This window comes from Kitasatospora sp. NPDC051164 (genome assembly GCF_044455625.1).
In the GTDB taxonomy this organism is placed as follows: domain Bacteria; phylum Actinomycetota; class Actinomycetes; order Streptomycetales; family Streptomycetaceae; genus Kitasatospora.
Window position 1 is genome coordinate 77,526 of record NZ_JBITFB010000002.1, and the last position, 18,964, is coordinate 96,489.

Annotated in this window: 16 protein-coding genes; 9 read left to right on the forward strand and 7 right to left on the reverse strand. The window is 74.2% G+C overall.

The window, feature by feature from the left end:
• Positions 1 to 26: 26 nt before the first annotated feature.
• The 3 genes from ACIBEC_RS02915 to ACIBEC_RS02925 all read right to left on the reverse strand — a co-directional run bounded on the left by ACIBEC_RS02915 (position 27) and on the right by ACIBEC_RS02925 (position 3,000).
• Positions 27 to 1,124, reverse strand: coding sequence for an S-adenosylmethionine:tRNA ribosyltransferase-isomerase (locus ACIBEC_RS02915; RefSeq protein ID WP_360491792.1), 1,098 nt, complete (start codon positions 1,122 to 1,124; stop codon positions 27 to 29).
• On the reverse strand, positions 1,121 to 1,906 hold the full coding sequence (locus ACIBEC_RS02920; RefSeq protein ID WP_360491795.1) for an SDR family NAD(P)-dependent oxidoreductase: 786 nt from the start codon (positions 1,904 to 1,906) through the stop codon (positions 1,121 to 1,123). The genes ACIBEC_RS02915 and ACIBEC_RS02920 overlap by 4 nt, the downstream gene beginning before the upstream one ends.
• Before the next feature lie 71 nt (positions 1,907 to 1,977).
• Entirely contained in the window at positions 1,978 to 3,000 is a 1,023-nt protein-coding gene (locus tag ACIBEC_RS02925) for a pseudouridine synthase (protein ID WP_360491798.1), read from the reverse strand.
• Between the two features lie 206 nt (positions 3,001 to 3,206).
• Between ACIBEC_RS02925 and ACIBEC_RS02930 the strand changes: the two genes are divergently transcribed.
• From ACIBEC_RS02930 to ACIBEC_RS02940, 3 genes are all read left to right on the forward strand, one after another.
• Positions 3,207 to 4,295 (forward strand): PP2C family protein-serine/threonine phosphatase, encoded by a 1,089-nt coding sequence (locus tag ACIBEC_RS02930; RefSeq protein ID WP_360491801.1) that lies wholly within the window; start codon positions 3,207 to 3,209, stop codon positions 4,293 to 4,295.
• Between the two features lie 147 nt (positions 4,296 to 4,442).
• Positions 4,443 to 4,847, forward strand: a complete 405-nt coding sequence (locus ACIBEC_RS02935; RefSeq protein ID WP_360491804.1) for a DUF3224 domain-containing protein — start codon at positions 4,443 to 4,445, stop codon at positions 4,845 to 4,847.
• Between the two features lie 211 nt (positions 4,848 to 5,058).
• Entirely contained in the window at positions 5,059 to 5,904 is an 846-nt protein-coding gene (locus tag ACIBEC_RS02940; protein ID WP_360491807.1) for a DUF5995 family protein, read from the forward strand.
• Here ACIBEC_RS02940 and ACIBEC_RS02945 read toward each other — a convergent pair.
• The gene (locus tag ACIBEC_RS02945) at positions 5,865 to 7,304 is read right to left on the reverse strand and encodes a GuaB1 family IMP dehydrogenase-related protein (protein WP_360491810.1); all 1,440 of its coding nucleotides are present in this window, start codon (positions 7,302 to 7,304) and stop codon (positions 5,865 to 5,867) included. The genes ACIBEC_RS02940 and ACIBEC_RS02945 overlap by 40 nt on opposite strands.
• Positions 7,305 to 7,601: 297 nt before the next feature.
• On the opposite strand from ACIBEC_RS02945, the gene ACIBEC_RS02950 reads away from it, so the two are divergent.
• The 3 genes from ACIBEC_RS02950 to ACIBEC_RS02960 all read left to right on the forward strand — a co-directional run bounded on the left by ACIBEC_RS02950 (position 7,602) and on the right by ACIBEC_RS02960 (position 10,668).
• Positions 7,602 to 9,104: an SDR family NAD(P)-dependent oxidoreductase gene (locus ACIBEC_RS02950; protein WP_360492317.1), complete on the forward strand. Its 1,503-nt coding sequence runs from the start codon at positions 7,602 to 7,604 to the stop codon at positions 9,102 to 9,104.
• Positions 9,105 to 9,138: 34 nt separating this feature from the next.
• Positions 9,139 to 9,591 carry an NUDIX domain-containing protein gene (locus ACIBEC_RS02955; RefSeq protein WP_360491813.1) on the forward strand — a complete coding sequence of 151 codons (453 nt, stop codon included), beginning with the start codon at positions 9,139 to 9,141 and terminating at the stop codon, positions 9,589 to 9,591.
• Between the two features lie 420 nt (positions 9,592 to 10,011).
• Complete coding sequence (locus tag ACIBEC_RS02960) at positions 10,012 to 10,668, forward strand: hypothetical protein (RefSeq protein WP_360491816.1); 657 nt, start codon at positions 10,012 to 10,014, stop codon at positions 10,666 to 10,668.
• Positions 10,669 to 10,681: 13 nt separating this feature from the next.
• Here the strand turns inward: ACIBEC_RS02960 and ACIBEC_RS02965 are convergent, their stop codons facing one another.
• Entirely contained in the window at positions 10,682 to 11,359 is a 678-nt protein-coding gene (locus tag ACIBEC_RS02965) for a YoaK family protein (protein ID WP_360491819.1), read from the reverse strand.
• Between the two features lie 104 nt (positions 11,360 to 11,463).
• Positions 11,464 to 12,642, reverse strand: a complete 1,179-nt coding sequence (locus ACIBEC_RS02970; RefSeq protein WP_360491822.1) for an NRAMP family divalent metal transporter — start codon at positions 12,640 to 12,642, stop codon at positions 11,464 to 11,466.
• A gap of 525 nt (positions 12,643 to 13,167) precedes the next feature.
• Between ACIBEC_RS02970 and ACIBEC_RS02975 the strand changes: the two genes are divergently transcribed.
• The 3 genes from ACIBEC_RS02975 (at position 13,168) to ACIBEC_RS02985 (ending at position 17,349) form a co-directional block, all read left to right on the forward strand.
• The gene (locus ACIBEC_RS02975; RefSeq protein ID WP_396287701.1) at positions 13,168 to 13,968 is read left to right on the forward strand and encodes an ABC transporter ATP-binding protein; all 801 of its coding nucleotides are present in this window, start codon (positions 13,168 to 13,170) and stop codon (positions 13,966 to 13,968) included.
• A complete protein-coding gene (locus ACIBEC_RS02980; protein WP_360491828.1) occupies positions 13,965 to 16,706 on the forward strand; it encodes an FtsX-like permease family protein in 2,742 nt (913 codons plus the stop codon). Before ACIBEC_RS02975 ends, ACIBEC_RS02980 begins: the two co-directional genes overlap by 4 nt.
• Positions 16,707 to 16,977: 271 nt before the next feature.
• The gene (locus ACIBEC_RS02985) at positions 16,978 to 17,349 is read left to right on the forward strand and encodes a BlaI/MecI/CopY family transcriptional regulator (RefSeq protein ID WP_360491830.1); all 372 of its coding nucleotides are present in this window, start codon (positions 16,978 to 16,980) and stop codon (positions 17,347 to 17,349) included.
• Between the two features lie 181 nt (positions 17,350 to 17,530).
• Here ACIBEC_RS02985 and ACIBEC_RS02990 read toward each other — a convergent pair whose 3' ends face one another.
• Positions 17,531 to 18,631, reverse strand: a complete 1,101-nt coding sequence (locus tag ACIBEC_RS02990; RefSeq protein ID WP_360491833.1) for an NlpC/P60 family protein — start codon at positions 18,629 to 18,631, stop codon at positions 17,531 to 17,533.
• Positions 18,632 to 18,964 lie beyond the last annotated feature (333 nt).

Below are 18,964 nucleotides of genomic sequence, written 5' to 3' on the forward strand. Positions count from 1 at the left end.
CCCGCCCGGCCGGGACCGGGCCGCGCTCAGTCCGGCAGGAGGAGGTTGACGTCGCCGAACTCGTGCCAGAGGTAGCGGTGTTGGACGGCGGCGCGGTAGCAGGTGGCGAGGAGGGGGCGGCCGGCGACAGCGGCGAGCATCAGGAGGTGGGAGGCGCGGGGTTCGTGCCAGCCGGTGAGGAGGCCGTCGACGGCGCGGACGCCGCGTTCGGGGGTGATGACCAACTCGGTCCAGCCGTCGGCTTCCTGGAGGGTGCCGTCCGGTGTGGCGGCGGACTCCAGGGCGCGGACCACGGTGGTGCCGACGGCGATCACCCGGCCGCCGTCGGCCCGGACGTGACCGGCCAGTCGGGCGGTGGCGGCCGGGACGCGGAAGCGCTCGGCGTACGGGGCCTCGTGCGCCTCGGGCGAAGCCACCCCGGTGTGCAGGGTGACCGGCGCGACGAGCACGCCCCGGCCGGCCAGCCGGGCCACCACCTCGTCGCTGAACGGGCGGGCCGCGCTGGGCATTTCGCTGCTGCCGGGGATGGTCGCGAAGACCGTCTGGTAGGCCTCGATCGGCCACTCGCGGTCCACGTAGCCGTACCGGATCGCCCGGCCGTGCACCGCCAGGTACGGCAACAGCTTGCAGGGCAGGGCGAGTTCGGCGTACCAAAGGCGGGCGGTGAAAGCCCGGGTCAGCACCGCCGTACCGCCTGCGGGCAGGGCGACCCGCAGGCCCGCGCGGGCCGGGGACTCCGCCGGCGGGTAGTACGCCGCCGCTTGCCCGGGCACGACACGACGCAACTCGACCAGGTGGGCGCCGTACCGGTCCGGCTGGGCGGAGGAGACGTGCAGCGCGACGGGCGTGCCGTCGGGCAGCCGGCCGGGCAGCGCGGCCGGGAGGGTGGCCGAGTTGTTGACCACCAGGAGGTCTCCCGGGCGCAGCACCTCGGGCAGGTCGGCGAACCGGCGGTGCTCGACGGCGCCGGTGTCGCGGCGGCCGACCAGCATCCGGACGCCGTCCCGGGCCGTGCCACGCGCCTCCGCCGGTGCACGGGCGGAGAGTTCGGGCGGGACGGCGAGGTCGAGGTCGAGGCCGAGGTCGAGGCCGAGGCCGAAGCCGAGGCCGGTGAATGCGGTCATCGCCCGCCCCGGTCCCCGGCCGGGGCGGCCAGGTCGTCGGCCGGGCCGGCGAGGTCCTCGGCACGGTAGCGGCCGGACGGGGTGCGGTCGCGGAGCAGGCCGAGCAGGACCGGCGCCACCTGCTCGGGCAGCGGCTCGCCGGAGATGTCCTCGCCGGGGCTGGCCTCCTCGAGCATTCGGGTGCGCATGCTGCCCGGGTCGACCGCCCAGACCCTCAGCTCCGGTTCCTCCCGGGCGAGGACGGCGGTGGCCAGGTCGAGCGCGGCCTTGCTGGCGCCGTAGCCGCCCCAGCCGAGGTAGGGCACCACGGCGGCGTCGGAGCTGATGTTGAGGACGGCGCCGGCGTGACCGCGCAGTTGGGGCAGGACGAGCTGGGTGAGGGCGATCGGGGCGAGCGCGTTGACCTCGAAGGTCTCCAGCAGGTCCGGCAGCGGGTAGTCGGCCAGCCGGGGCAGCGGCTCGGACCCGGGGGCGGGGGCGCCGTTGAGCGTGCCGGCGTTGTTGACCAGCAGGCTCGCGCCGCCGAGGCGCTCGGCGGCCTCGGCGAGGTGGGCGCGGTGGTCGTCGTCGACGACGCTGCCGGGCAGCGCGACGACCTTGGTGACGGCGGACAGGTCCGCCTCGGCGGCGGCGAGTCCGGCCGCGCCCCGGGCGGTGATCACCAGCTGCCAGCCGTCGGCGGCGAGGGCGTGCGCGAGGGCCAGCCCGAGGCCCCGGGAGGCGCCGGTGACCAGGGCGATGGGGGCGGTGTGCGGTGCGGCGGTGCGCTGTGCTGCGTTCATGCCGTAACGATCCGCCGCCGGGGCTGGCGGCGGATCGGCCCTCGGAACCGGGACCGGGTCGGACCTTGGGACTAGACCGGCGGACGGACCCGGGACTCCGAGCCCGCGCCCGAGCCCTCCGAGCCCGAGCCTTCCGCCCCGCCCTCGGACCAGCCCTCGGACCAGCCCTGCGGGTCGGTCCAGGCGGTCAGGGTGCGGCGGCTCTCGAAGCGGCGTTCCCGGCCGGTCAGCGGGTCGGTGAACTCGATCGCCGAGGCGAGCAGCTGCAGCGGACGGCGGAAGTCGTCCGGGGCCGGTTCGGGCAGCACCACCGGGTACACCGGGTCGCCGAGGATCGGCAGTCCGAGGCCGCTCATGTGCAGCCGCAGCTGGTGGGTGCGTCCGCTGAGCGGGCGCAGCCGGTAGCGGGCGAGGCCGTCGCGGCGCTCCAGCAGGTCGATCCGGCTCTCGCTGTTCGGCGGCGCGTCGACCTCCTGCGCGGCGATCACCCCGCGCTCCTTGACGATGTGGCTGCGCACGGTGCGCGGCAGGCTCAGCTCCGGGTCGTACGGAGCGATCGCCCGGTACTCCTTGCGCACCAGGCGGTCGCGGAACAGCGTCTGGTAGGCACCGCGCTCCTCGGGGCGCACGACGAACATGGCGAGGCCGGCGGTGAGCCGGTCCAGGCGGTGCGCGGGGCTGAGCACGGGCAGGTCGAGGGTGTGCCGCAGCCGGGAGAGCGCGGTCTCGGTGACGTGCCTGCCGCGCGGGGTGGTGGCCAGGAAGTGCGGCTTGTCGACGACCACCAGGTGCTCGTCGCGGTACAGCACGACCAGCTCGAACGGGACCCGCGCCTCCTCCGGGAGGTCCCGGTGGAACCAGACGTGCGCGCCGGGGCGGAACGGTTCGTCCGGGGCGACCGGACCGAGCGCGCCGACGATCTCGCCGTCGCGCAGCGCCGCCTCGATCCGCTCGGCCGGGACGGTGGGCAGCCGGTCGACCAGGTGGTCCCGCAGGGTGGGCCAGGGGCCTTCGAGCGGCAGCCGGAGGTGCACCGGGTCCACGCCGTGGCGTTGCGGGAGGGGGGAGGTCGGGCGGCGGCTCTTGCGTCTCATCTCCCGGCCCAGCGTAGTGCGCGCCCCGCCCGTGCCCGCGGCCGAGGTGCTGCCGCGGCCCGCGGCCGAGGTGCCGGGCCGGGGTGGGGCGGGGAGAGTGGACCGGTGGCCCTCGCTCGGCCGGCGGCCACCGACGCTCTGTCGATCAGCTACCGGACCCCTGTCGGGCCTTCCGACGGACCACTGGACGGACCCCTGGAGGACGCGTGACCGCCGACGGCCCGGACGGGGTGCCGCCGCTGCACCTGCCCCGACGGACCCGGATGCTGCTGTACGGCTCGCTCCTGCTGCTGGTCGCCGCCGTGGTGGCCGCCCTGGCCCTCGGCCCGGGGACCACCCTGGCGCCGCTGCTCGCGGTGGCCCCCGTCCTCGCCGGGGCGACCACCCGGCGGGCCCGGGTGCCGCTGCTGGTCGGCACGGCGGCGCTGCTCGCGGTCGGGCTGCTGGAGTCGGCCAACACGCAGCTGCCGCTCTCCGTCCGGATCAGCGTGCCGGTCACGGTACTGGCCTCGACGCTGGCCAGCGCCGCCAGCGTCGTCCTGGTGGCGGCCCGCGAACGGGAGCTGTTCCAGGTCCGGACGGTGGCCGAGGCGGCGCAGCGGGCCCTGCTGCGGCCGCCGGCCGAGCGGATCGGGCCGCTGCGGGTGGCGGTGCGCTACGTCGCGGCGGCGGCCGAGGCGCGGATCGGCGGGGACCTGTACGCCGTGGTGGAGACCCGGTTCGGGGTGCGGATCCTGCTCGGCGACGTCCAGGGGCACGGGCTCCCGGCGGTGGAGACGGCGGCGGACGTCCTCGGGGTGTTCCGGGAGGCGGCGCGGACCGAGCCCGACCCCGGGCGGCTCGCGGAACGGCTGGACGCGGCGCTCACGGCCCGCCCGGACGAGGACCGGTTCGCCACCGCGCTGCTGCTCGACGTGGCGCCGGACCGGGGGCCGGTGCAGGTCGTGAACTGTGGCCACCCGGCCCCGCTGCTGCGCCGGGCGGGCCGGGTGAGCGAGCTGGAGCCCCCGTTCCCGGCGCCGCCGCTGGGGCTGCTCGGGCTGACCGGCGACGAGTACCCGGCGCGGCGGTTCGACCCGGAGCCGGGCGACCTGCTGGTCCTGCACACCGACGGCGTGTCGGAGGCCCGGGACGCCGGCGGGCAGTTCTACCCGCTGGCGCAGCGACTGCCCGGCCTGCACGGCGGCAACCCGGCGGACCTGCTGGACGCGCTGCTGGCGGACGTCGGCGGCTGGGTCGGGGACTCCGGGCCGGCCGACGACGCGGCGGTGCTGGCGGTGCGCTGGGAGCCGTGACAGGTCGGCGGGGCGGGGACGGCGGGGCTCAGGGGAGCAGGCAACGATTGTCAGTGGTGGGTGCAAGGCTCGGTGCGCGGTCGGCGGGGAGCCTGCTCGCTGCCCTGCCGCCGGACCACGACCGACGATCGACGAGGGGACGCTGCCGTGGGGTTCAAGGCTGAGGGGTTCAGGGCCGAGGGATCGTTCGAGCTGACGGCGTTCGAGCCGGTGGAGACGGAGGAGCGGGAGGGCGCGTCCTTCGGGCGGATCCGGATCGCCAAGACCTTCACGGGCGCGCTGAGCGGGACGAGCGAGGTGCGGATGCTCTCCGTCGGGGGCCCGTCCGGCGGCCCGGCGTCGTACGTCGCGGTGGAGCACGTGACGGGTGAACTGGACGGGCACAAGGGCTCGTTCGTGCTCCAGCACACGGCCTGGGACGCCACCGGGACGACGATCCGCGTGGTGCCGGGCACGGGGGCGGGCGAGCTGGCCGGGATCACCGGGGAGTTCCACCTGACCGTCGACGAGTCCGGCGCCCACTCCTTCGTCCTGGAGTACGAGCTGGGCTGAGCATATGAGCCGGGCTGACGTCCCGGGCTGACGAGCCGTACTGACGTCCCGCACCGCCGCGCCGCCGCCGCGCGCCGCACCCGCCGAAGGCTCGGCGGCACTGTCACGATGATGCGATCAGTGCACGATCGACATCGGAGGGTGGCACATGCCCGGCACGGCGGTGGATCGTACGACGGCAGCGGTCACGACAGTGGTCACGGCAGCAGTCGTGGAAGCAGCAACGGTCACGGAGGCGGCCACGGTCGAGGAGGTGGTCGGCCGGCTGCGGGAGATCGGGGCGGGGCTGCCCCAAGCCGACGGGGTGGCGGTCTTCAACCGGCTCTACCTCGACGTCACGGAGGCGGTCCGCGAGCGGCTCGCCGACGGGTACTTCGCCGACCCCGCGGCGATGGCCGAGCTGGACGTGGTGTTCGCCGGGCGGTACCTGCGGGCCGTGGCCGCCGACGCGGCCGGGCAGGAGCCGCCCGCCTGCTGGCGGGCCCTGTTCGCGCTGCGCGCCCACCCGGGCGTGCACCCGCTGCAGTTCGCGTTGGCCGGGATGAACGCCCACATCCAGCACGACCTGCCGCTGGCCGTCGTGGACACCTGCCGCCGCCGGGGCTGCGAACCGGCCGCCGTCGAGAAGGACTACCACCGGATCAACGGGGTGCTGGCCGAGGTGGAGGCGGCCGTCCGGGAGCGGCTGATGCCCGGGCCCGACCTGCTGGATCACGCCGAGCCGCTCACCCACCGGCTCGGCGCGTGGTCGGTCGCCTCGGCCCGCGAGGGGGCGTGGACCGCCGTCGCGGCGCTCTGGGAGCTGCGGCACCTGCCGGGCGCGGCCCGGGCTTTCGCCGCCGCGCTGGACGGCTCGGTCGGGCTGCTCGGCCACGCCCTGCTACTCCCGCTCGGGCGGGGAGACGGACACACCCCGACCGACACGGCACCGACCGACATCGCCCCGACCGACACGGCGCCGACCGGCCGGCTCCCCGAAGCGAGGAACCGGCCGGCCGGCGCCGGGGATGCGGGCGATCAGGCCCAGCTGGAGTGCAGCGGCTTGCCCTCGGCGTAGCCGGCCGCGCTCTGGATGCCCACGATCGCCTTCTCCTGGAACTCCTCCAGGCTGTTGGCGCCCGCGTAGGTGCAGGAGCTGCGCACGCCGGCGATGATCGAGTCGATCAGGTCCTCGACGCCCGGCCGGGTCGGGTCGAGGAACATCCGGGAGTGCGAGATGCCCTCCTCGAACAGGGCCTTGCGGGCCCGGTCGTACGAGGAGTCCTGGGCGGTGCGGTTGCTCACCGCCCGGGCCGAGGCCATGCCGAAGCTCTCCTTGTACTGGCGGCCGTCGGCGGTGGTCTGCAGGTCGCCCGGGGACTCGTAGGTACCGGCGAACCAGGAGCCGATCATCACGTTGGAGGCGCCGGCGGCCAGCGCCATCGCGACGTCGCGCGGGTGCCGCACGCCGCCGTCGGCCCACACGTGCTTGCCGAGTCGGCGCGCCTCGGCGGCGCACTCGAGGACGGCGGAGAACTGCGGGCGGCCGACGCCGGTCATCATCCGGGTGGTGCACATGGCGCCCGGGCCGACACCGACCTTGAGGATGTCGGCGCCCGCCTCGACGAGGTCGCGGACACCGGCGGCGGAGACCACGTTGCCGGCCACGATCGGGATCTGCGGGTCCAGGCCGCGCACCGCGCGCAGCGCGCTGATCATGGATTCCTGGTGGCCGTGCGCGGTGTCCACCACCAGCACGTCGGCGCCGGCCTCGATGAGGGCCTTGGCCTTGCCCGCTACGTCGCCGTTGATGCCGACCGTGGCGGCGATCCGCAGCTTGCCGGCCGCGTCCACGGCCGGGGTGTAGAGGGTGGCGCGCAGCGCACCCTTGCGGGTGAGGATGCCGACCAGACGGCCCTCGCCGTCGACCACCGGGGCGAGCTTGCGGTGCCCCTCGGTGAGCTTCTCGAAGGCGGCGCGCGGCTCGATGTGCTCGTCCAGCAGCAGCAGGTCGCGGGACATGATGTCGGCGAGGCTGGTGAAGCGGTCGACGCCCTGGCAGTCGGAGTCGGCGACCACGCCGACCGGCTTGCCGTCCTCGACGACCACGAGGGCGCCGTGCGCGCGCTTGTGCAGCAGCGAGAGCGCCTCGGCGACGGTGGCGCCCGGGGCGAGGGTGATCGGGGTGTCGAACACCAGGTGGCGCTGCTTGACCCAGGAGATGACGTCGGCGATGACCTCGGTGGGGATGTCCTGCGGGATGGCGACCAGGCCGCCGCGGCGGGCGACGGTCTCGGCCATCCGGCGGCCGGCGATCGCGGTCATGTTGGCCACGACCAGCGGGATGGTGGTGCCGGTGCCGTCGTTCGAGGAGAGGTCCACACCCTGCCGGGAGCCCACGGCGGAACGGCTGGGGACCATGAAGACGTCGTCGTACGTGAGGTCGTACGAGGGCTTGAGGTCGTTCAGGAAGCGCATGAAGGGGGCTCTCTGGCTGGGAGAAATTACACCTCGGGTGCGGTTGCGGCGATGCCGTCGGGGCGCACTCGGGCGCCCTGCACCCAGCATTCGATTCTCCGTGAGGGCGGAGGCAAAAGCCAGTTCGAGGAGCATTGCTGGGGCTGTGCACAAACAGTGATCAATGCTCCGCGCGTAGACATGGACGATCATCCAAAGACCCCCTCCCACGTCCGCTTTTCGCCTCGGCGTGGACCGCTCCCGTAGCATTCACGCGGTAAACGGCGAGGCGAACGGGAAACGGCAGCAGGCGTGGGCATCGGGCAGACGGACATCCGGCAGGGTCAGGACGAGGACACCGAGGAGGAGATCGACTACGGTCCCGGCCTCGACCCGGAGCGGCTGAAGCTCTGTCTGGAGGTGATCGCCGAGCTCGACGAACTGCATGTCGACCACCCGGACGCGATCACCGTCCGCCAGGCCGTCGGCGGCATATTCCGGACCCTCAAGCAGCGTCGCCGCCAGGAGACCCGGGCCCGCAAGACCGCCAACGACCGCGAGGTCACCGCCCGCACCGCCACCGGCGCGCCCACCCGGATCGACGACGAGACGGCCGGCGCCTTCGGCCTGACCACCGTCACCACCACCGAGATCGCCGGCATCCTGGAGCGCCCGCGCTCCTGCTACACGTGCAAGCAGCGCTACGTCGAGGTCGACGCGTTCTACCACAACCTCTGCCAGGACTGCGCCGTCAAGAACCGCGCCCACCGGGACGCCCGCGCCGACCTCACCGGCAAGCGCGCGCTGCTCACCGGCGGCCGGGCCAAGATCGGGATGTACATCGCGCTGATGCTGCTGCGCGACGGCGCCCACACCACCATCACCACCCGCTTCCCCAACGACGCGATCCGCCGCTTCAAGGCGATGCCGGACAGCGCCCAGTGGATCCACCGCCTCAAGGTCATCGGCATCGACCTGCGCGACCCGGCCCAGGTCATGGCACTCGCCGACGAGGTCGCCGCCGACGGCCCGCTGGACATCCTGATCAACAACGCCGCGCAGACCGTGCGCCGCCCGCCGGAGTCCTACCGCGAGCTGCTCAACGCCGAGTCCGCCCCGCTGCCCGCCGGCGAGCTGCCGCAGGCCACCACCATCGGCCGCTTCGGCAGCGGCAGCGTCGACCTGCCCGCGCTCCCCCACCAGGCGGGCGGCGACAAGCAGCGGCTGGCCGCCGAGGACGTCACCTCGCTCGCCCTGGTCACCGGCTCCGCCACCCCCGCCCGGATCGCGGCCGGCACCGCGATCGACGCCGGCGGCCTGGTGCCCGACCTCGCGGACACCAACAGCTGGGTGCAGACGGTCAGCGAGGTCGGCCCGATCGAGCTGCTGGAGGTGCAGCTCTGCAACTCCACCGCGCCGTTCATCCTGATCAGCCGGCTGCGCCCGGCGATGGCCGCCTCCCCGTCCCGCCGCAAGTACGTGGTCAACGTCTCCGCCATGGAGGGCGTGTTCCAGCGCGGCTACAAGGGCGCCGGCCACCCGCACACCAACATGGCCAAGGCCGCGCTCAACATGCTCACCCGCACCAGCGCGCAGGAGATGTTCGAGTCCGACGGCATCCTGATGACCGCCGTCGACACCGGCTGGATCACCGACGAGCGGCCGCACCCGGACAAGATGCGCCTCGCCGACGAGGGCTTCCACGCCCCGCTCGACCTGGTCGACGGCGCCGCCCGGGTGTACGACCCGATCGTGCGCGGCGAGCAGGGCGAGGACCTGTACGGCTGCTTCATGAAGGACTACGAGCGCGGCAACTGGTAACCATTCCCGGTAACCACCCGAAGGAGACCTCGACGTGACCACCGCACCGCTGCTCGGCGCCGGGATCATCGTGCCCACCGGGGACGGCCGCGTGCTGATCGGCCGGCGCACCACCGCCGGTGAGCCGCCCACCTGGAGCCTGCCGGGCGGCAAGGTCGACCCGGGCGAGTCCTTCGAGCGGACCGCGGCCCGCGAACTCGCCGAGGAGACCGGCATCGTGCTGCCCGCCGAGGGGATGCGGGTACTCGCCGTGCACCTCGACCACGAGCTCGGGCGGCCGCGGCTGACCGCCGCCGTCCTCGCGCCGCCCAGCCTGGCGGAGGCGGTGGTCACCGAGCCGCACGCCTGCGCCGGCTGGGAGCGCTTCGCGGTCGACGAGCTGCCGGAGCCGATGTTCTACCCGTCCGCGCTGGTCCTGGGCAGTTGGCTGCCAGGGCTGGACGACGTACGGCGGGCCGGGACGCACGGCTACCCCGTCGCCCGCTGAGGGCAGGCGACGGGGCGGAGGGCCGTCGCGGGCCGGTCGGCCGACGGAAAGCAGGGCCGGTCGGCCGACGGAAAGCAGGGGGTGACCCCCACGGCCACCCCCTGCCACCACTGCCTGCCTTCCCCGCAGCTCGGCCCGGCACCCCCACGGTCGACCGGGCCACGGCCGCGCCCAGGCACGGGGGGCGCCGCCGGCACCCAGCCTGCCCGGTCGGGACCTCCACTGCCGAGGGCCGAACGTCCCCGGCCCCAGGGCCGAACGTCCCGGCGACAGGGCCTCACGAGGCCGAACGACACGGGCGGGACACCCACCCGCGATGGCACTCCTACGAACGCGCACGACTCTTGTGCCCGAGGGCCCGTCGGGTGGAAATTGGTGGCGAACCGCCGTACGCCCCCACTCCCCTGAGGAGCCATCAACGTGTCCAGCACACCTCGCCCGGCCAGGCCCGCGTCGCTCCCGCGGCGAACCGGCCGTCAGCTGCGGCGGGCTCTCGGTGCCCGGCACGAACCGCTCGCCCGCCCCCTCGACCGCTCCCGCGCCCGGGCCTGGCTGCTCGCCGCGCTCGGCACGGTGCTCGCCGTCGCCCTCTCCGCGGGCGGCGCACTGCTCCTCTACCGGGACACCGCACCCCAGGCCGCCGCCGAGCACGCACGGCTGCACCGGATCGACGCCCTGGTCCGCACCGCCCCGGAGCGCGCCGCCGTCACCGGCAGCCGCTTCGCCGGGGGCTACAGCAATCAGATCGACGTCGAGGCGACCTGGACCGCCCCAGACGGCACGCCGCGCTCCGGCACCGTCCAGGCCCCGCGCTCGACCGTCACCGGCAGCAGCATCCCGATCTGGGTCGACCGGGCCGGCCGCGCCTCCACTCCCCCGGTCGACCGCACTGCCCTCGCTCTCTCCGCCGCCTGCACCGGCAGCGGCGCCCTCCTCACCCTGCTCGCCCTCGTCGTCCTCGCGCTGCGCCTGCGCCTCCACGCCCTGGACCGCCGCGCCGAAACCGCCTGGACCGACGGCTGGGCCCGCCTCGAACCCCGCTGGAGCGGGCGTGCGGGACACCGCCACGAGGACTGAGCCGGGTGGTGGCTCAGCGGGGCTCGGTCCAGGCCGGGGCGGGGACGCGCCGGGCGGCGTGGTGCGTGCGGGCGGCGACGGCGAGGAGGAGGGCGAGGGCCAGGGCGAGAGCGGTGGGGACGTTGGCGTGGAGGACGAGGACGGCTCCGAGGAGGGCGCCGGCGAACATCCAGACGGCGGAGGCGAGGCGGCGGAGGCCGGTTCGGTCGGCGGCGAGGGCGGTGATGGTCATGGTGAGCACGGTGGTCGTGAGGTCGGGCACCTTCAGCGCGCGGACCACCGCGTTCTGACCGCCCATGGCGAAGCCGAGCAGCCCGATCAGGGTGTAGCGGACCGGTTCGGTGGTGTGGCCGACGACGGCCGCCAGGACGGTGCTCGCCGCGACGAACGCCGACTGGACGCCGACGGCGGCGGTCAGCAGGTGGCCCCGGTGGCCGGGCAGGCGGCGGGCGAGGTGACCACCGGCCAGGGCGCCGAGCAGGAAGGCGGCGAGCGCGGCGAGCGAAGCGGTGGCGGAGAGGTTGGCCGCGCCGGCCAGGGCGAAGCCGAGGAACACCACGTTGCCGGTCATGTTGGCGACGAAGACGTGGCCGAGTTCGAGGTAGCTGACCGCGTCCACCACGCCGGTGACCACGGTCAGCATCAGCAGCATCGGCACCAGCGGCCCGTGCTCGGGGTCGGGGGTCGGCATCGGTCTCCCAGGCGGTTCGTGTGACGGTCCTTCCGTTCTACTCCCTCTCCCCCTCCGTTTCCTCCGTTCCTCTGCCCTGTCAGACATCCCATGCCATAGCGGTGTCAAGCTGCCGCAGGGAGGGTTGCGTGGTGTGACCAGGCGGTGGCCTCGTCGTAGAGGGTGCGGGTCTTGAGGCAGCCGTGGAGGATGCCGACGAGGCGGTTGCCGAGCTGGCGCAGGGCAGGGTTGTAGTCGAGGTCGCCGATCGCGTACGCCGTGGACAGCGAGACGGCGAACGCGCCGATGATCGAGGCGTCCAGCAGCGCGATCGCGAACACCCGCCCGGCCTTGGCCTCGATGCCCCGGGCCACCGCTCCCGCGTCGGAGAACTGCCCGAAGCCGTCGGTGCCGGCGAAGGCCGCCGCCGTGAGGCCGATCAGCGCGGCCGCGCCGACGATGACCACGACGATCCCGATCCACAGGTCGACCTTCTCGTACGTCATGAAGCGCGGGGTGATCCGCTTGTCGATGACGTACGACTGCTGGAAGAACAGCTGCCAGGGGGCGACGGTGGTGCCGACGATCGAGATGATCACCAGCATCACGGCGGCGAGCTGCCCCGACCCGCCGGGCATGGTGGGCGTCACGAAGTCGTGCGCCATCTGCGAGGTCTTCGGGTGGGCCAGGAAGTAGATCGGCACCAGCAGCAGCGAGCCGACGCACAGGGTCACCGCGACCCGCTCGAAGCGCCGGAACGACCCGGTGAACGCCGAGGCGATGATGACCGCCGCCGCCAGGACCACGGCGGCCGCCTTGGGCAGACCCAGGTAGCCGGCGGCGAGCGTCACGCCGATGAACTCCGTCACCAGCGTCAGCGCGTTCAGCAGGAACAGGTCGATCACGCTGAACGCGCCCCAGAACCTGCCGAACCGCTCCAGGATCAGCCGGGCATGCCCGACCCCGGTGACGGCGCCGAGCCGCAGGACCATCTCCTGGTTCACGTACAGCACCGGGACCAGCATCAGCAGCAGCCATAGCAGTTGGGTGCCGTAGTTCTGCCCCGCCTGGCCGTAGGTGGAGAAGGCGCCGGCGTCGTTGTCGCCGACCATCACGATCAGGCCGGGGCCGACGATCGCGAGCAGTGTCTTCAGCCGGGCCGACAGGCCGGGGCGGGGGGTGGTGTCGTCGAGGCGGATGGTGCCGAACGCGCCCTTGATGTCGCCGACGTGGGCGTCGTCCAGAACGGCGTTGCGGGCACTCCGAGTTGTGGGGACCTTCGGGTCCAGCATCAGGTTGGTCATGGCAGGGCCTCCCTGCCCCATTTCTTGAGGGAGCGTCAGGGGGCACGCGGCGGCGACCCCTGCGGGCGCACGGCACCGGACCGCACGGCACCGGACCGCACGGCGACGGATCGCGTGTCGTCGGACCACATGCGCCGGACCGCACGGCGCCGCCGGTCGGCGGCGGCCGTACGGACATGACGATACGTCAGATCGCGTGCGTCCGAGCATGGTTGAGCCAGGCGGAGCACCGGGTGGACGCGCAGGGGAGGTTGTTACCGCGCGCCGGAGGTGATCGAGAGCATGCGGGGGCAGAGGCGACTGTGGCCCGGACTACTGCAGTTCATGTCTCTCGCCTCCTCCCGGCCGGGGCGCACCGAACGGGCGCCTTTCGCGCAGCCCAAGGCTGCGAACCGCCCTCAGCGTAGACCGGCCCCGGGCGCCCGGGGACCGCTTTCCGACTCATCTTCGACACCTTTGTAGAAGTTTGACCGAGCCCCGATTCGCCTTGAGCATCTTCTTCCGGCATATATAGTTCATCGACATATGCAGTTGAGAAGCCCACGAGGGGGAAGTGTGTCCCACACCGATCCGGCCCGATCCGCGCCTGTCCTGCGCCTGGCCAATGTCACCCGGGTACACGGGCGCGGCGCCGCCGAGGTGCAGGCCCTGCGCGGCATCGACCTGGCCGTCCACCCGGGCGAGTTCGTCGCCGTCATGGGGCCGTCCGGCTCCGGGAAGTCCACCCTGCTGACCCTGGCCGGCGGGCTGGACCGGCCCAGCGACGGCGAGGTCCTGGTGGAAGGGGTCTCGCTCGGCGGCCTCGGCCGGGGCAAACTCGCCGACCTGCGGCGGCGCTCCATCGGGTACGTCTTCCAGGACTACAACCTGATCCCGGCGCTCACCGCCGCCGAGAACATCGCCCTGCCGCGCGAGCTCGACGGCGTCCCCGGCCGCCGGGCCCGCCGGGAGGCCCTGGCCGCGCTGGAGGAGCTGGGCATCGGCGAACTCGCCGACCGCTTCCCCGACGACATGTCCGGCGGCCAGCAGCAGCGCGTGGCGATCGCCCGCGCGCTGATCGGCGAACGGCGGCTGGTGCTCGCCGACGAGCCGACCGGGGCGCTCGACTCCGCCACCGGCGACGCCGTGCTCGCCGTGCTGCGCGCCCGCTGCGACGCCGGGGCGGCCGCGATGATGGTCACCCACGAGGCCTCGCATGCCGGCTGGGCGGACCGGGTGGTCCACCTGCGGGACGGCGCGGTCGACGCGGAGAGCCGCGGCTACCGCTCCGCCACCCGCCCTGCGGCGCACCACCAGCCCAACGCCATGGGCGAGGTGACGCAGTGAGGCTCGGAGCCTGGCGGGTCGCCCTGCGCATCGCCCGCCGTGACGCCCTGCGCGCCAAGGGGCGCAGCGCCCTGATCGTCGCCATGGTCGCCCTGCCCGTCCTCGGCGTCACCGGCGCCGACGTGGTCCACCGCAGCGGACAACTCTCCCCGGCCGAACGGGTCGAGCGGGTGGTCGGCGGAGCCGACGCCCTGGTCACCGCGCTCAAGCCGGGCCTGACCGTCGAGCAGGCCCCGGTCGCCGAGGACGGCGCCTTCGCCGTCGACTCCCGCCCGGGCCAGCAGCCGACGGCCGAACAGCAGAAGGGCGCGAGCACCGACCCGACGACGCTGGCCGGTTCGCTGCTGCCGCCCGGCAGCGCGCTCACCCCGGCCCGGCCCGGGCCGGAGACCGGCGCGAACTCGCCCGAGGGACTGGTCCGTACCCTCACCACCGAGGCCAACCTCGGCGACCCGATCTGGCGCGGGCGCATCGACCTGGTCGAGGGCCGCGCCCCGAACGCCCCGCACGAGATCGCCGCCACCCGGGCCTTCCTGGACCACGCCGGACTCAAGGTCGGCGGCACCACCACCGTCCAGGGCCTGGAGCAGACCACCTTCACCGTCACCGGCGTGGTGGAGCACCCGGACGAGCTCGGCCGAGTCGAAATCGTCGCCCGGCCAGGCGAGTTGCTCGACCCGCTGGCCGCCGCCGCGGCGCCCGGCCAGTCCGCCGCCGAGCGGGCCTCGGGCCAGCGCGCCGCCTGGCTGGTCCGCCTCCCGGCGGGCGCCGCGCTCGACTGGGCCAAGGTCCAGGAGTTCAACGCCCACGGCTTCACGCTCACCGCGCGCTCCGTCGCACTCGCCCCGCCGCCCCGCGCGGCCGTCCCGTACTACCGCGACGCGTACCGCTACCGCGACCCGGCGGCCGACAACACCACCAAGCTGGTCATCGCCACCGTCACCGGCATGGCCCTGCTGGAAGTCGCCCTGCTCGCCGGGCCCGCCTTCGCGGTCGGCGCCCGCCGCTCCCGGCGCCAGCTCGCCCTGCTCGGCGCGGCCGGCGGCAGCCGCACCCACGTCGGCGCGGTCGTGCTCGGCGGCGGCCTGGTCCTCGGCACGGCCGGGGCGCTGGCCGGCGTCGCACTCGGCACCGCCGTGGTCGCCATGCTCCGACCGCAGATCGAACAGGTCGGTGGCACGCGCTTCGGCCACTTCGCGCTGCCCCCGCTGGACCTGCTCGCGATCGCCGGCATCGGCCTGGTCACCGCCCTGCTGGCGGCGGCGCTGCCCGCCCTGCAGGCCGCCCGCCGCAGCGTCACCGCCGGGCTGACCGGCCGGGACACCGTCCGTGGGCCCAACCGCTGGGTCACCGTGACCGGCCTGCTGCTGGTCGCCTTCGGCGCCGGGGTCACGATGTACGGCGCGAGCGCGGTCCAGCACGGCCAACCGGCCGTCAGCAGCTTCGACACCCGCACCCTCACCGTGCTCGGCGGCTCGATGACCGCCGAGATCGGACTGCTCCTGTGCACCCCGATGCTGGTCGCCGCAATCGGCCGGGCCGCCCGGAGACTACCGCTCGGCCCCCGGCTCGCCCTGCGCGACTCCGCCCGGCACCGCTCGCGCACCGCCCCGGCCGTCGCCGCGGTGATGGCCGCCGTCGCCGGCGCCGTCGCCATCGGCGTGTACAGCACCAGCACCGACGCCGAGAACCGGCGCGACTACCGGCCGCAGGCCCCGTACGGCGCCGTACGGCTCGTCAGCTACAGCGACGGACCCCGACTCGACCAGGTGCGCGGCGAGGTGGAGAAGCAGCTGACCGGACTCGGCCAGCGCGGCGACCTCGCCGAAGCGGTGTACCGGTTCTGCCCCAACTGCTCCAGCACCGTCCAGCTCAAGGGCCAGGTGAACTGGCGCACCCTCACCGACCGCCCGCACCTGGCCGCCGCGGACGCCACGGTGCTGCACAACCTCTTCGGCATCCACGACCCGGCCGTCGACCGGGCGCTGGCCGACGGAAAGCTCCTCGTCTTCGACCCGGCCTTCGTCGGCGCCGACGGGAAGACCGTGCTCCAGCTGCGCGGCGGCAGCGGCGCGCCACTGCAGCCGGGCGAGATCCCCAAGCCCGACCTGCAGGAGATCCCCGTCGACGCGGTGGTGGTCGACAACCCGACCGCCGCCCGCTTCGCCCAGGGCATGCTGCTGCCCTCCGCGCTCCAGAAGCTCGGGCTCTCCGCGCAGCCCACCGGCTCGGTCTGGCTGCCCGCCACCCCGCCCGACCGCAAGGCGCAGCAGCGCGCCGAAGCGGCCGCGGTCCGACTCGACCGCGTCGCCCAGCTGGACGTCGAACGCGGCTACCAGCCGAAGAGCGACGCGCTCACCCTGGCTCTCACCGGCTTCGCCGGACTGGTCGTCCTCGGCGCGGCCGGGATCGCCACCGGCCTCGCGGCCGCCGACTCCCGGCAGGACCAGGCCACCCTCGCCGCCGTCGGCGCGCCGCCGCGGATCCGGCGGACCATGGCGGGCCTGCAGTGCGCGCTGATCGCCCTGCTCGGAGCGCTGCTCGGGGCGGCCAACGGATTCGTGCCGGCGGTGGGGCTGCTGAAGTCCCGGGCGAGCGGATTCGGGGCCCAGCCGGCGCTGATCACCGCCCCGTGGGGCGAGCTGCTGCTGGTCGTGCTGGCCCTGCCGGTGGTCGCGGGGCTGCTCGCGGCGCTGTTCACCAAGTCCCGGATCCCGCTCGGGCGGCGGCTGTCCTGAGGGCCGGGCGGTCGGGTTCGGACGCCATCCGAGCACGGCCAGGCACCGCCCGAGCACTGGCCGACCGCTGGTCGGACACCGACTGAACACCGACCGAGCACCGGCTGAGCACGGATTGACACCACTCGGACACCACCCGGGCACCGCTCGGCACACGCCGGGCGCCCGCCCCCCGCCACCCGGGGGCGGGCGTCCGGCGCTCGCCGTACCATGGGCCGCGTTCCGGCGGGCGAAGGGCGCCGGCGATGGGCTCGGCGAGGGAGACAAGGCGGTGCTACGGGGTTTCGGAGACCTGGAGGCCGAGATCATGGACCGGCTCTGGACCTGGAACCGGCCGGCCACGGTGCGCGAGGTCGTGGACGACCTGCAGCGGCAACGGGCGGTCGCGTACACCACCGTCACCACGGTCGCCGACATCCTGCACACCAAGGGCTGGCTGCGCCGCGACAAGATCGGCCGCGCCTGGGTGTACGAACCGACCTGCACCCGCGAGGAGTACACCGCCCGGCTGATGCACCAGGCGCTGGAGACCACCCCCGACCGCACCGGCGCGCTGCTCCGCTTCGCCGACCGGATCAGCGGGGACGAGGCCTCCGCCCTGCTCGCGGCCCTCGGACGGGTGAAGTCCTGCGGCCCGGAGTGACCCTCACCCGCTGATCCACCCGCCGGGGTCGTGGCGTGAGCCCGAAAAACGGCGGAGGCCCGGAACTCCGGACGCCCGGGGCCCGGGGCCCGGGGCTCGGGGGTCGGGGCCCGGGGCTCGGGGCCCCGAGACGCCGGAGGCCCGCCACCGCCGAAGCGGGAGCGGGCCGTCGCGTACGCGGTCAGGCCGGGCGGACGGCGCCCATGTACTTCATCGCCGAGATCGGGAGCACCTCGATGTTCTTGCCGGTGCGCGGCGCGTGGATCATCTTGCCGTCGCCGATGTACAGGCCGACGTGGTGCAGGTCGTCGTAGAAGAAGACCAGGTCGCCGGGCTGGAGGTTGGCGCGGTCGACGTGCGGGCCGGAGTTCCACTGGTCCTGGGACATCCGGGGGATCGTGACGCTCGCCGCGCGGTAGGCCATGCTGGTGAGGCCGGAGCAGTCGAAGCTGTCCGGGCCGGTCTTGCTCCAGCCGTACGGCTTGCCGAGCTGGGCCTGGGCAAACGCGAGGACGGCGGCGGCCCGACCACTGGCGGCCGGCAGCGGGGCGCTCAGGTCGGGGCGGTCGGCGGAGCGGGAGGAACGGTCGGCCGCGGCGGCGCCGGCTGCGCCTGCGGCGGCGGCCTGCTTGGCCTCGGCCTTGGCCTTCTCCGCGGACTGCTGGGCGTTGATCCTGGCGCGGTCCTCGGCGCTGAGCTTGTTCAGCATCTCCTGCGCCTTGGCCAGCTTGGTCTGGATGTCGTTCTTCTGCCCCGCCAGCTGCTTGCCGACCGAGTCGAGCTGGGCGAGGGTCGCGGTGGCCTCGGCGCGGTCCTGGTCGAGCTTGCGCTGCTCGTCCTGGGCCTGCTTCAGCAGGTTCGCCTGGGAGTCGGCCACCTGGTTCTGCACCGCGGCGCGCTCCAGGTAGGCGGACGGGTCGGAGTCGAGCATCAGCTGGACCGACGCGTCGATGCCGTTGGTCCGGTACTGGTCGGCGGCGACCGCGCCGAGCCGGGTCCGCAGCTCGTTCATGGCGTCCTGGCCGCGGACGACCTTGTCCTGGATCTGGCCGGCCTCGCCCTGGAGCTTCTGCTGCTTGGCCTGGAAGCCGTTGTACTGCTCGACGGACTGCTCGGCCTCCTCGTTGAGCTTGTCCACCTGCTCCTTGACGGAGGCGAGCGTCGGCGCGGGCTCGGCGTGGGCGGTGCCCGAGGCGAGGACCGCGCTGCCGGCCGCCATGGCCGTGGTGAGGACCGCCATGCGGGCCCGGCTGGGGGGGCTGGTCTTGCGGCGCTTTCCCATGGGCGGTCGGCTCTCTTTCGGGGGAATCCGGCGACGGCACGAACAGGCGGGGGGACGGCGAAGGCGGGCAGGACGCGCAACGGGGGGATGCTGCCCCACCCACCTTCTTCGAAGTAACTTAATAGATGAGGGCCGGAGTTCCGCAATCCCCCTGATCATGACGTTTCGGTGCCATGACGGGACGTCGATCACGGTGCGTGCCATCGCTGTTGACTACGGACGGCACCCGGGCGCGGGTTCAATCGCCGCCGCCTTCGCCGTCACGTCCCGCCTCCTTCGCCGCGGCACCCCCTGCCGGACCCGCGAGCCGCGGCCCATGGCACCACCCGCCCC

What these genes read in the sequence shown, in the direction of transcription:
- ACIBEC_RS02915 (WP_360491792.1), bottom strand. Translation starts at nt 1,124, where the DNA reads ATGACCGCATTCACCGGCCTCGGCTTCGGCCTCGGCCTCGACCTCGGC.
- ACIBEC_RS02920 (WP_360491795.1), bottom strand. Translation starts at nt 1,906, where the DNA reads ATGAACGCAGCACAGCGCACCGCCGCACCGCACACCGCCCCCATCGCC.
- ACIBEC_RS02925 (WP_360491798.1), bottom strand. Translation starts at nt 3,000, where the DNA reads ATGAGACGCAAGAGCCGCCGCCCGACCTCCCCCCTCCCGCAACGCCAC.
- ACIBEC_RS02945 (WP_360491810.1), bottom strand. Translation starts at nt 7,304, where the DNA reads ATGCGCTTCCTGAACGACCTCAAGCCCTCGTACGACCTCACGTACGAC.
- ACIBEC_RS02965 (WP_360491819.1), bottom strand. Translation starts at nt 11,359, where the DNA reads ATGCCGACCCCCGACCCCGAGCACGGGCCGCTGGTGCCGATGCTGCTG.
- ACIBEC_RS02970 (WP_360491822.1), bottom strand. Translation starts at nt 12,642, where the DNA reads ATGACCAACCTGATGCTGGACCCGAAGGTCCCCACAACTCGGAGTGCC.
- ACIBEC_RS02975 (WP_396287701.1), top strand. Translation starts at nt 13,168, where the DNA reads ATGCAGTTGAGAAGCCCACGAGGGGGAAGTGTGTCCCACACCGATCCG.
- ACIBEC_RS02990 (WP_360491833.1), bottom strand. Translation starts at nt 18,631, where the DNA reads ATGGGAAAGCGCCGCAAGACCAGCCCCCCCAGCCGGGCCCGCATGGCG.